We start from the raw sequence: 12731 nt of genomic DNA on the forward strand, positions 1-12731 counted from the left end.
GGAATCAGCCTCCAGTTTAGTCAGTCCCCGGGCATAGGATTGAAGACGTGGGGCCGGACGCAGAGAATCAGCAGGGAGCGCAGAGGAATATGCACCCCAACGGGCCCTCGAATGCGCAGCCCCAGATCCAGCCTGCCGGCAGCCTGGGCGGGGACTCACTGCTGGAACTGCGGCGCAGCAGCATCATGCACGTGGACATGGACGCCTTCTTTGTCTCCGTGGAGTTGCGCAGCCGGCCCGAGCTGAAGGGAAAGCCCGTGATTGTGGGCTACCCGGCGGACCGCTCCGTGGTGCTCTCCGCGTCCTATGAGGCCCGCGCCTTCGGCGTCAGATCGGCGATGCCCATGGTGGTGGCGGCGCGCATGTGCCCCTCGGCTGTCATCATCGAGCCCCGCCACAAGCTGTACTACGAAGTGTCCGGCCAGATCATGGCAATCTTTGGTTCCATCACCGACCTCGTCGAGCCGCTCAGCGTGGATGAGGCGTTCCTGGACGTCGGGGGAGCCATCCGGAGGCTCGGGCCGCCACGGGAGATTGGCGAACTCATCCGGGCCCGCGTGTTCCGGGAGCTGGGCATTACGGCATCAGTGGGCATCGCCGCCAGCAAGTTTGTGGCCAAGATCGCGTCCACCCGCTGCAAACCGGACGGGCTGCTGCTGATCCGGCCGGAGGAAACCGTCCCCTACCTGCACAGCCTTCCCGTCAGTGCGCTCTGGGGAGTCGGCGGCAAGACCGTGGAGGTGCTGGCCCGCCGGGGCATCAGGACGGTGGCGGACGTCGCCGCGTCGCCGCTGCCCTCGCTGCGCAAGCTGCTGGGGGCATCGGGGGAGCATGTCTACCGGCTCTCCTGGGGCATCGATCCGCGGCCCGTGACGCCGGTCCGCCTGGAAAAGAGCATTGGTGCCGAGGAGACGTTCGCCACTGACACCGCGGATGACGCGCTGCTTCACAGGGAGCTGCTGCGCCTTTCGCACCGGACGGCGGAGCGCCTCCGCAGTGCCGGCATGCACGCCCGCACCGTGGCGCTCAAGCTGCGCTACGCCGACTTTTCCACTATTACCCGCAGCCGCACCGTGAGCACACCGATCGACAGCGCCCAACTCCTGTACGCGGTGGCAGTGCAGCTCCTGGAATCGGTGGGTCAGCGGCCCATGACGGTCCGGCTGGTCGGCATCCGCGCCGAGCAGCTGGAAGAGGCCGCCGATGCCCCGCTTCAGCTCAGTCTTGACCGACGGGACGACAACTGGCGGGCCGCCGAACAAGCCCTCGATGCTGTCACCCGGAAGTTCGGCAATAAGTCCGTCCTTCCGGCCCGGCTCCTGGATTCCGGGGGCGCCCTTGAGTGAACCCGGCCTGAACCCCGTCGGGCCGCCCGTTCCCAAGGGTTCCGGCGGCGAAAGGGCCTTAAGACTGTCTTTCAGAACAGGCCGCAACAATCTATCCTTATTAATACCTAGGTTTAGGACTACTGGATCGACCGTTAGGGCGACCTGGCCAGCTAAGACCGGCGCGGGAGAGCTGAATTGGCCCCCTTTTCACCAATGGCGGTGACGGGGGAACCACTTCGGAATCCCGGGCGTTAGGGAATTAGGGCAATGGCCACGTCATGCCCGGACGTTGGCAGACTTGAGGAGGTCGTGATGCCGCTCTCGGAACACGAACAGAAGTTGCTGGAGCAACTTGAGAAGCAGCTGCATGAGGACGACCCAAAGTTTGCAAGCTCAATGGGATCGGTCCCCGGACGCTCATGGTCCACCCGCCACCTTGTCATCGGCGTGCTCGCGACTCTCGCGGGCGTGCTGCTGTTATTGGTCGGGGTGTCGATGCAGAACATCTTTGTCGGGGTCCTCGGATTTGTTGTGATGGGCGCCGGCGTCTATTTCGCCACGATGCGCAGTTCTGCGGTCGGCAAGGCCAGGGCAGCCGGCGGACGCAAGCAGGGCAAGCCCAGGAGCTCGTTCATGAGCAACCTCGAGCAGCGCTGGGACGAACGGCACGGGGGCGAGTCCTAAACCGCTCAGTGACGGCCCCGTAAAGTCCTCCACTTCCCGCCACCGGTCCGCCGGGGAGCGGCGCGAGACCCGCTTCGGCGGGTCTTTCGCCATTTAACGCGGTAATTTCCGGCGCCTTTGCTGCAGCCTTGCTGGAATTTGGCTTCGATTGCGCCGAAAAAGGGACAACCGCACCGAATTATTCGCTCCCGCGCCCGTACGCCCCGTCAATCGGTGCGGGGTGGGAGGCAAGCAGGCAAAAATCGCTCCACTTTCCCCCACCAGCCCCGATTCCCTGCAAATGCTGGGAAGGAGGGGGATAAACATCCACAGAATTGTCTAAACATCCCGGGCGTGTCGTTGACTGTGGAGCGATGTGGAGTAATGTGGAGGACGTAAGAGGGTAGTGGCAGCACAGGGGACGTTGGACTTCCTAAAACAGACAGGCGGTGGGCCGTGTTTCTCGGCACACATTCGCCGCGTCTGGATGAAAAAGGTCGAATTATCCTCCCCGCGAAGTTCCGAGAGGAACTTGCCAGCGGGCTGGTTCTCACAAGGGGCCAGGAGCGTTGCATCTACGTCTTCAGTGAGGCGGAATTCGGCCGGGTTCACGAGCAGATGCGGGAGGCTCCAATTTCCTCCAAGCAGGCACGTGACTACATCCGTGTTTTCCTCTCTGGAGCCTCGGACGAGGTACCTGACAAGCAGGGGCGCGTGACGATTCCGCCGGCGCTCCGGGAGTATGCAGGTCTTGGCCGGGAACTCGCCGTCATTGGCGCAGGATCCCGGGCAGAGATCTGGGACGCCCAAGCCTGGAATGAGTACCTGGCCGAAAAGGAAACCGCCTTCTCGGAAACAGACGACGCCATCCCGGGGATTCTCTGAACCCCCACTGATCCACCAGCAAACAACGTTCCTTGATCGAGATCTCCAGCCGCCCATCCGGTTGTTGTCCTGGCTCACTTCCCCGGAGCCAGGCCGGCGCAGGATAGGCGCGGATGGGGATCTGGACCAAGGAACGTTGCGTAAGAGCAGTACCAAGCAACTAGCAAAGCGCAACTAGCAAAGCTCAAAACAAACAAGGCCAACGAAAGGACGAAGGCATGACGGATCCCGACCAGGCGAAGCCGACGTCCGAACGCCATGTACCGGTCCTCAAGGACCGGTGCATCAATTTGTTGGCCCCCGGCATCGAGGCCGCACGGAGCCGCGGCGAGACCCCCGTGGTGATCGACGCCACGCTCGGCATGGGCGGACACTCGGAGGCCCTCCTGCAGCGCTTCCCGGACCTTCACCTGATCGGCATCGACCGCGACGAGGAAGCCCTGGCACTGGCGGGGTCCAGGCTGGCGCCCTTCGAGAACCGGACCGACCTCGTTCACGCCGTCTACGACGAAATCCCGGACGTCCTCGAAGACCTGGGCTTCACCGAAGTCCACGGAGTGCTCATGGACCTCGGCGTATCGTCCCTCCAGCTGGACGAGCGGGAACGCGGCTTCGCCTACTCCTTCGATGCGCCCCTGGACATGCGGATGGACACCAGCCGGGGCCAGACGGCCGCCGACGTCGTCAATAACTACAGCGAAGAAGAACTCGTCCGGATCATCCGGAAGTGGGGCGAAGAGAAGTTCGCCGGCCGCATCGCGAACAGGATCGTGGCCGCGCGCGCCGAAAAGCCCTTCACCACCACCGGCGAACTGGTCGACCAGATCCGGGCCGTGGTGCCCGCCGGTGCCGCCAAATCCGGCGGCCACCCCGCGAAGCGCACTTTCCAGGCGCTCCGGATCGAGGTCAACGAGGAACTGGACGTCCTCGAGCGCGCCATCCCGGCAGCGATCGAGGCCATCGCCCTCGGCGGCCGTGTGGTGGTCATGTCCTACCACTCCCTGGAAGACAAGATCGTCAAGGGCTTCTTCCAGGCCGGATCGAAGTCCTCGGCGCCGCTCGGCTTCCCGGTCGAGCTCGAAGAGCACAAAGCCGAACTCAAAACCCTGACAAAGGGCACCGAGGTACCCACCGCCGCTGAAATCGCCGAAAACCCCCGCGCAGCTTCCGCCCGGCTGCGCGCCGTCGAACGCATCAAAGCCAGGAGAGCCGCATGAGCACCGCCGCCGTCAACAGCTACCCCGTTGCCCAGGGCGCCACTGCCCGTGCCCTGCCCGGCCTCCGCCCCGGCCTTGACCAGCCCCGCAAGGCACGCACCCCGCTGTCGGTGGTCCGCTCCGTGCCGCGCAAGCGCCGCGCACCGTTCGTGGTGCTCTGCTTCGGGCTCCTGGCGATTGCCCTCATGGCCGTGCTGGTCCTGAACATCTCCGTCTCCTCCGCCCAGTACCAGCTGGTCCAGCTCCGCAGTGAACAGACCACACTGACCAAGCAGAACCAGGACCTCACCCAGCAGGTGCAGAACTTCGACGCCCCGCAGAACCTGGCGGCCAAGGCCACGGAGCTGGGCATGGTGGCTTCGGTCGCCAAGGGTCAGATCGACCTCTCCACCCTCAATGTCACCGGCAAGGCCAAGCCGGCCGTCAAGGGTGATGCCCCGGGCGCCGTCATCGCCGCACCGGCCGTCGCCGGGCAGCTCACGGTTGTCCCGCCGGCCACGGAGAACGAGCCTCTCGCCCAGCGCAAGGCGGCGGACACCAGGCCGGCAGACACCAAACCGGCGGACACAGACAAGGCGCCGGCAGCTGTGAAGCCCGCACCCGCACCGAAACCCGCCGCCCCCGCCGTGGAACTCCACGGCGGCTCGGTTCCCGCCCCCGCACAGAAGACGCCGGGGCAGTAACGTTCACTGACCACCAGCAAGGCAAGCAGCAAGGACTCACCGTGGCGAAGAACTCCGGCAGGGCAAGCAAGGCGAAAGCCCCAAACCCCACCCGGCGGCTCCGCGTGGGGCTTGGCATCATGCTGGCGCTCCTGCTGGTGGTCGGCGGCAAGCTGTTCATGGTCCAGGGCCTGGACATCGGGGGACTGGCTGAGGCCGCCCTCAACAACAGGCTCACGCCCACCGTGCTGCCCGCGGAGCGCGGCAGCATCCTCGATTCCTCCGGCGCGGTCCTGGCCAGCAGCGTCATCCGCTACAACGTCGTTGTGGACCAGACAGTCAACACCAAGACCGAAACCTTCCGCCGGTTCGAGACCATCAACGGCAAGGACGAGCTCGTCAAGGTCACCCGGGACCAGGGCATCTCCGAACTCGCCGCCGTGCTCGGCATGGACCGCGGCACCCTCCGCGATGCCCTGACCGGAACCCAGCGCTACTACATCGTGGCCAAGGACCTGAAACCGGACGTCGAGGACAAGGTCTCCAAGCTGCAGATTCCCGGCATCGTCACCGAAGGCACCAGCAAGCGGGTCTACCCCAACGGCTCCGTGGCCGGCGGAATTGTGGGTTTCCTCAAGGACGGCAGCACCGGACAGGCGGGCCTTGAGCAGACCCAGGACGAGGTACTCAAAGGCACACCGGGCAAGCGGCTCTTTGAAATCGGCGCCGACGGACTGCGCATCCCGGTCGGCGTGGACCAATTGACGCCGGCGGTGAACGGCAAGGACATCAAACTCACGCTGAATTCGGACCTGCAGTACTTCTCCCAACAGGCGATCCAAAGCCAGAAGGACAAGCTCAGCGCCGAGTGGGGCGTGATTGTTGTCCAGGACGTCAAGACGGGCAACATCGTGGCCATGGCCGATACCGACTCCCCGGATCCGAACGACCCCGGCAAGGTTGCCGCCGAGGACCGCGGGGTCCGGGCCGTCACCGCCGCCTACGAGCCCGGCTCGGTGGAGAAGATGATCACGGCCGCAGCTGCGATTCAGGAAGGGAAGTCCAGCCCGCTGGACAGGTTCACCATTCCACCGACCTACACAGTGGACGGCCAGACCTTCAGTGACGCGTTCGAACACGGCACCGAGCAGCGGACGCTGGCGGGCATTGTCGGCTATTCCATGAACACCGGCACAGTCATGGTGGGCCAGCGGCTGAGCAAGGAACAGCGCTATGACTGGCTGCGGAAGTTCGGCATCGGCGATGCCCCCGACATTGGTCTGCCGGCCGAATCCAAGGGCATCCTGACCCCGGCCGACCAGTGGGACGGGCGCCAGCAATACACAGTGCTCTTCGGCCAGGGCGTCGCCCAAACCACCCTCCAGACTGTCCGGGCCTACCAGAGCATCGCCAACGACGGCGTGATGCTCCAGCCCCGGCTGATCGACAGCTACATCAACCCGGACGGTGCCGAGGAAAAAGTCCCGGCCAAAGCCCCGCAGCAGGTCGTCTCCAAGGAAACCGCCAAACAGGTCCGCGACATCCTTGAGAGCGCCGTAACCGAGGGCGAGATCAAAGAGGCTGCGATCGACGGGTACCGGGTGGGCGCCAAGACCGGCACATCCGAATCGCCCTGCGACGACGGCAAATCAGGGTTCTGCGGCTATACAGCCTCCATCATCGGAATGGCGCCCATGGACGATCCGCGGTTTATTGTTGAGGTGGTCCTGCAACGGCCCAAGGGAAGCATCTTCGGAATCACCAACGGACCGGTGTTCCGTTCGGTGATGAGCCAGACGCTGCGCACATTCAACGTCCAGCCCTCCACCGGCGAACCCGCGCGGCTGCCGCAGTACGCCAAGTAGCGCCTGTTCCACCTGGCACCCGGAAGTCACCAGCCGACGCCACACCCATTGCCTGCGCGCCGGAGCATTTCCGCGTGCACAGGTCCCGATTCATTCAGTGCCCGATTCATTCAGTGCCCGATTAGTTCAGTGCCCGATCCACTAGCACCACAACGGAGATCCACTTGTCAGAGCTCACCGACCCCGATGCTTCCGCGCCGTCCGGCCATGACTCCACCCAGGGCTTTCGGCCCACTGCGGTTGCCGCAGTGCCGCTGGCAGACATTGGCGCGGCGATCGGCATCGCCGTTCCCGGTGCATCCGGCTCCGTCCAGGTCACCGGGATCTCCTTGAACTCCCGGTCGGTCCGCCCGGGAGACCTGTACGTGGCCCTGCCGGGCGCCACACGGCACGGGGCCGACTTCGTGTCCCAGGCCGTCGACGCCGGCGCCGTGGCGGTCCTGACAGACGACGCCGGGGCGCGCCTGCTGGCCCTGGGCCATGACATCGCCGTCCCTGTCCTGCTGGCCCACGAGCCGCGCAGCGTGGTCGGCCAGCTGTCCGCGCTCATCTACCAGAGCAGGCCCGACGGCGCCGGGGCACCGGCCCTCTTCGGGGTGACAGGCACCAACGGCAAGACCACCACCACCTATTTCATCAATGCCCTGCTGCGGGCGCTGGGTAAGCGGACCGGGCTGATCGGGACGATTGAGATCCTGGCCGGCGGGGAGCCGATCCCGAGCCTGCTGACCACGCCCGAATCCACGGATGTGCACGCACTCCTGGCGCTCATGCGCGAACGCGGGCTCGATGCCGCCTCCATGGAGGTTTCCTCGCACGCCGTGTCCTTCCACCGTGTCGACGCCGTGGTGTTCGACGTCGCCGGCTTCACGAACCTCACCCAGGACCACCTGGACCTGCACGGGACCATGGAGGAATACTTCCAGACCAAAGCCCGGCTGTTTTCGCCGGAACGCGCCCGCGCCGCCGTCGTGACCATCGATGATGACTGGGGCCGCAAGCTTGCGGCCACCGCCGAAATCCCGGTCACGACCCTGGCCACGGCCGGGACCGACGGCGCCGGGCCGGCTGACGCCGACGGGGCCGCGGACTGGACCGCGGACTGGACTGTGGTCCGGACTGCTCCGCGGGGCCTCGGCTCCGACTTCGTCCTCCGGCACCGCGACGGCGCCGAGCTGCGCGTCCACACGGGCCTGCCGGGCGGCTTCAACGTCGCCAATGCCGCGCTGGCCACGGTGATGGTCCTCGCCGGCGGCCACGAGCCGGCCGCTGTGCAGGCCGCCCTCGACGCCGCGGATCCCTTCACCGTTGCCGTGCCGGGCCGGATGCAGCTCGTGTCCACGGCCCCGGCCGCCGTGGTGGACTTTGCGCACAACCCCGACGCACTGGCCCGTGCCCTCGAAGCCGTCCGGTCCCCGGAACCCGGATCCAGAGTGATCATCGTTTTCGGCGCCACCGGACAGCGGGACCAGGGCAAACGCCCCGCGATGGGTGCCATCGCGGCGCGGCTGGCGGACACCGTGATTGTCAGCGACGACGATCCCCACGACGAGGACGCGGCGGCCATCCGCGCGGACGTCCTTGCCGGGGCCCTGGCGGCCAAGGACGACGAAGGCCTGGACTGCACAGTCCTGGAGGTCTTCCCGCGCGACGCCGCCATCCTGAAGGCCGTAGAGCTCGCCGGAGCCGGGGACACCATCCTCGTGGCCGGGCGCGGTCACGAGGTCTGGCAGGAAGTCAAGGGAGTCAACCTGGCACTGGATGACCGGGTGGAGCTTCGGAACGCCTTGACAGCACGGGGATTCACCGTTCTCGAAGACCACCGGATAGAGTCCTAAACCGAGATGATTGCATTTACAGCGGCGGAAATCGCCGACATAACCGACGGCCGGCTCGCCGCGGAACCGGGAATTACCCCCGCCTCCGTGGTGACCGACTCCCGCGAGGCCACGGCGGGTTCCCTCTATGTGGCCAAACCGGGGGAGAACGCCGACGGACACGACTTCGTCGGCGCAGCCTTTGACCGGGGCGCCGTATTGGCGCTCGTTGAGCGCGAAGTGGCCGACGCCGCCGGAACGGACTATCCCGCCGTCGTCGTTGAGGACACTGTCCTCGCCATGGGCGCGCTGGCCGCCGAAGCCGTACGCCGGATCCGCGCCAGCCGCGCCGCGGCCGGCGCCGCTTTCACCGTGGTCGGCATCACCGGCTCCGCCGGCAAAACCACCACGAAGGACCTGCTCGCCGGGATCTTCGCGGCCGCCGGCGCCGAAGGTGCCACAGTTGCGCCGCAAGGGTCCTACAACGGCGAGATCGGCGTACCGCTCACAGTCTTCAAGGCCGACTTCGACACCCGCTACCTCGTCATCGAGATGGGTGCCACGGGCATCGGCCACATCCAATACCTCGCGGACATGGTCCGGCCGGAGATCGGCGTCGTCCTCGGCGTCGGCTCCGCCCACGCCGGGGAGTTCGGCGGCGTCGAGAACATCGCGGTGGCCAAGGGCGAACTCGTGGAGGCGCTCCCGGCCGGGGGCACCGCCGTGCTGAACCTGGACGACTCCCGCGTCGCCGCGATGGCCACCCGGACCCGGGCCCGCGTGCTCGGCTACACCTCACGCGCGGCCGGCACAGGCCAGGACAACACCATCCAGGCCGACGTGGCCCAGGCCGATGTGGTGCGGGCCGCGGATGTGGACCTGAACGCCGACGGCCACCCGGAATTTGAGCTCTACCTGCCCGCCGACGTGACGGACGGGAAAGCAGAACAAGGACCAACCCGGCACCACGTCGCGGCCAAGCTGATCGGCGCCCATCACATGGCCAACCTCCTCGCGGCCGCGGCCGCGGCCCACGCGGCCGGCATCCCCGGCGCGCAGATCGCGGCCTCGCTCAGCGCGCAGACCGCCGCCAGCCGCTGGCGGATGGAACGCACGGAGCGTCCCGACGGCGTGACCGTCATCAACGATGCCTACAACGCCAACCCGGAGTCCATGCGGGCAGCACTGCGGACGCTGGCCGAGCTGGGCCGCGGCCGCCGCACCTGGGCGGTCCTGGGCGCCATGCTGGAACTGGGCCCGGATTCCATCCGCGAGCACATGGCAGTCGGCACCCAGGTGGTGCGGCTGAACATCTCGCGGCTCGTCGTGGTGGGCCGGGAGGCGCGGTCGCTGTATGTCTCCGCCGTCAACGAAGGCTCCTGGGGCGACGAATGCGTTTTCGCCGAGACGGCGGACGAGGCCTACGAGCTTCTCCAAGCCGAGCTCCAGCCCGGCGACCTGGTCCTGTTCAAGTCTTCGAACGGCATCGGGCTGCGCCACTTGGGGGATCGGATAGCATTACCCCCACATGCCACCCAAGACTCTCCCGAGCGACCTGCTGAGGGAACTGCCGCAACCGCCACAGAAGGGAGTGCACAGCTGTGATTGCACTGCTGATGGGCGCCGGAATGGCGCTGCTCCTCGCGTTTGTGGGCACCCCGCTGTTCATCCGGTTCCTGGTCCGCAAGGGCTACGGACAATTCATCCGGGACGACGGACCCACTTCCCACCACACCAAGCGGGGCACGCCCACAATGGGCGGCACCGTGGTGGTCGTGGCGGTCCTGGTCAGCTACGGGCTCACGCACCTGATCATGTGGATGATGAACCCGCACTCACCGGGGCCAAGCGCCTCCGGGCTTCTCCTGCTCTTCCTCATGGTGGGCATGGGGCTGGTCGGATTCCTGGATGACTTCATCAAGATCTCCAAGCAGCGCAGCCTGGGCCTGGACGCCAAGGCCAAGCTGATCCTCCAGGGCGCTGTTGGCATCATCTTTGCCGTGCTGGCACTGAACTTCCCGAATGCGGCGGGCCTGACCCCGGCGTCCACCCAGATCTCGCTGGTGCGCGATATTCCGTGGCTTAACCTCGCGTTCGCCGGAACCGTACTCGGCGCCATCTTGTTTGTGCTGTGGTCCAACCTGATCGTCACGGCCGCGACCAACGGCGTGAACCTCACCGACGGCCTCGACGGTCTGGCCGCGGGCGCTTCCGTCATGGTGTTCGGGGCCTACACGCTCATGGGCATCTGGCAAAGCAACCAGGCCTGCGGATCCCCGCGGCAGGCCGGCAGCGGCTGCTACTCGGTCCGCGACCCCCTGGACCTGGCCCTGCTGGCCGCCATCCTGAGCGCGGCGATGGTCGGGTTCCTGTGGTGGAACACCTCGCCCGCAAAGATCTTCATGGGCGACACCGGCTCCCTTGCCATCGGCGGCGCCGTCGCAGCTTTTGCGATCCTGTCCCGCACCGAACTGCTGCTGGCCTTCATCGGCGGGCTCTTCGTCCTCATCACGCTCTCGGTCATCATCCAGGTGGGCTACTTCAAAATCACCAAGGGCAAACGGTTCTTCAAGATGGCACCGCTCCAGCACCACTTCGAACTCAAGGGCTGGGCCGAAGTCACGGTGGTGGTCCGGTTCTGGATCCTGTCCGGTTTGTTTGTCGCCGCCGGCCTGGGCATCTTCTACGCCGAATGGGTGGTGCTGCTGTGACCGGTCCCATCCCCGCACCGCTCACCACCTCGCCCCGGCTGCAGGGACTCACCACCTGGGATTCCGAGTGGGCCGGACTGCGCGTCGTGGTCACCGGCATCGGAGTCTCCGGCTTCGCCGCCGCCGACACCCTCATTGAACTCGGCGCCCGGGTGGTGGTGGTGGACGCCGCCACCAGCGCCAAGGCGCTGGCCCAGGCCGACACACTCCGGATCGTCGGCGCCGTGGACGTCCTGCTGGGCGAGGCAGCAGTGGAGTCCGTTCCGAAGATCGACGGGCAGAAGCCGGACCTGGTGGTCACGTCCCCGGGCTGGCGCCCGGACCAGGCCCTGCTCGCCGCAGCGGCGCGGGCGCACATTCCGGTGTGGGGCGACGTCGAGCTCGCCTGGCGGCTCCGCGAACGCGAGGGCCGCAAGACCGCCGACTGGCTGGCCATCACCGGCACCAACGGCAAGACCACCACGGTCGGCCTGACCGAATCCATGCTCCAGGCCGCCGGCCTGAAAGCGATCGCCGTAGGCAACGTCGGAACCCCGATCCTGGACGCCCTGCGGGATCCCGTGGACTACGACGCCTTCGCGGTGGAACTGTCCAGTTTCCAGCTGCACTGGAGCCACTCGGTGTCGCCGGTGGCCAGCGTGTGCCTCAACGTCGCTGAAGACCACGTGGACTGGCACGGCTCCTACGCCTCCTACCTGGCCGACAAGGCCAAGGTCTACGCCAACACGCAGAAGGCCTGCATCTACAACGCCGAGCAGATCGAGACCGAGCGCATGGTCGAGGACGCGGACGTGGTTGAAGGCTGCCGGGCCGTGGGATTCACCACACTGACCCCGGCCATCAGCATGCTCGGCGTCGTGGAAGGGCTGCTGGTTGACCGGGCGTTCATCGCCGAACGCAAGGACAGCGCGGCCGAACTCGCCTCGATCGCCGATCTGGGACCGGTGGCTCCGCGCCACATGGTGGCCAACGCACTGGCAGCCGCTGCCCTGGTACGGGCCTACGGGGTGGAGCCATCGGCTGTGCGCCAGGGCCTGCTGAACTACCTTCCGGGAGACCACCGGATCCAGCTGGTGGCCCGGCATGAGGGTGTGCTGTGGATCAACGATTCCAAAGCCACCAACCCGCACGCCGCCGCCGCCTCGTTGTCCGCGTTCCAGAATGTGGTGTGGATCGCGGGAGGTTTGTCCAAGGGCGTGAATTACGACTCCCTGATCCAGGAACAGGGCAGCCGGCTCAAGGCCGTGGTCCTGATCGGCGCGGACTCCAGCGATCTGCAGGCCGCCCTGAAGCGACACGCGCCGGATGTCCCCGTGATCGGGCAGGGCAAGGGCGAGACTGAAGACGTGCAGACTGCCGGTACGGCCAAAGCCGACGCAGGCCCTTCGCCGATCTTTGGCGAGACTGTGATGGCCCAGGCCGTTGCCTCGGCGGCGCAGCTGGCCGCCTCCGGGGACACTGTGCTGCTGGCCCCGGCGGCTGCTTCCATGGACCAGTTCTCTTCCTATGCTCACCGTGGCGATGCCTTCATCGAAGCTGTCCGCGAGCTCGTGGAAGGGCAGGCTCAGACCAGCGAGGAGTAA

At 66.5% G+C, this 12731-nt stretch carries 10 protein-coding genes; all 10 read left to right on the forward strand.

Annotated elements, in window-relative coordinates:
- The first annotated feature begins 89 nt into the window (after positions 1–89).
- On the forward strand, positions 90–1346 hold the full coding sequence (gene dinB, locus AC1DFR_RS07220) for a DNA polymerase IV (RefSeq protein WP_476870569.1): 1257 nt from the start codon (positions 90–92) through the stop codon (positions 1344–1346).
- A 294-nt stretch (positions 1347–1640) separates the two neighbouring features.
- Complete coding sequence (locus tag AC1DFR_RS07225; RefSeq protein ID WP_028275888.1) at positions 1641–2012, forward strand: DUF3040 domain-containing protein; 372 nt, start codon at positions 1641–1643, stop codon at positions 2010–2012.
- A 435-nt stretch (positions 2013–2447) separates the two neighbouring features.
- On the forward strand, positions 2448–2876 hold the full coding sequence (gene mraZ / locus AC1DFR_RS07230) for a division/cell wall cluster transcriptional repressor MraZ (RefSeq protein WP_028275887.1): 429 nt from the start codon (positions 2448–2450) through the stop codon (positions 2874–2876).
- A gap of 218 nt (positions 2877–3094) precedes the next feature.
- Positions 3095–4093 (forward strand): 16S rRNA (cytosine(1402)-N(4))-methyltransferase RsmH, encoded by a 999-nt coding sequence (gene rsmH, locus AC1DFR_RS07235; protein WP_476857725.1) that lies wholly within the window; start codon positions 3095–3097, stop codon positions 4091–4093.
- A complete protein-coding gene (gene ftsL, locus AC1DFR_RS07240) occupies positions 4090–4776 on the forward strand; it encodes a cell division protein FtsL (protein WP_476850414.1) in 687 nt (228 codons plus the stop codon). Before rsmH ends, ftsL begins: the two co-directional genes overlap by 4 nt.
- Before the next feature lie 41 nt (positions 4777–4817).
- On the forward strand, positions 4818–6620 hold the full coding sequence (locus tag AC1DFR_RS07245) for a peptidoglycan D,D-transpeptidase FtsI family protein (RefSeq protein WP_476850415.1): 1803 nt from the start codon (positions 4818–4820) through the stop codon (positions 6618–6620).
- A 164-nt stretch (positions 6621–6784) separates the two neighbouring features.
- The gene (locus tag AC1DFR_RS07250; RefSeq protein WP_476873060.1) at positions 6785–8458 is read left to right on the forward strand and encodes a UDP-N-acetylmuramoyl-L-alanyl-D-glutamate--2,6-diaminopimelate ligase; all 1674 of its coding nucleotides are present in this window, start codon (positions 6785–6787) and stop codon (positions 8456–8458) included.
- 6 nt (positions 8459–8464) lie between these two features.
- A complete protein-coding gene (locus AC1DFR_RS07255; RefSeq protein ID WP_476873061.1) occupies positions 8465–10042 on the forward strand; it encodes a UDP-N-acetylmuramoyl-tripeptide--D-alanyl-D-alanine ligase in 1578 nt (525 codons plus the stop codon).
- Positions 10039–11148, forward strand: coding sequence for a phospho-N-acetylmuramoyl-pentapeptide-transferase (gene mraY, locus AC1DFR_RS07260; RefSeq protein ID WP_028275881.1), 1110 nt, complete (start codon positions 10039–10041; stop codon positions 11146–11148). The genes AC1DFR_RS07255 and mraY overlap by 4 nt, the downstream gene beginning before the upstream one ends.
- Entirely contained in the window at positions 11130–12731 is a 1602-nt protein-coding gene (gene murD / locus AC1DFR_RS07265; protein WP_476873062.1) for a UDP-N-acetylmuramoyl-L-alanine--D-glutamate ligase, read from the forward strand. Before mraY ends, murD begins: the two co-directional genes overlap by 19 nt.

It is taken from the genome of Arthrobacter sp. 05T410 (genome assembly GCF_056396505.1).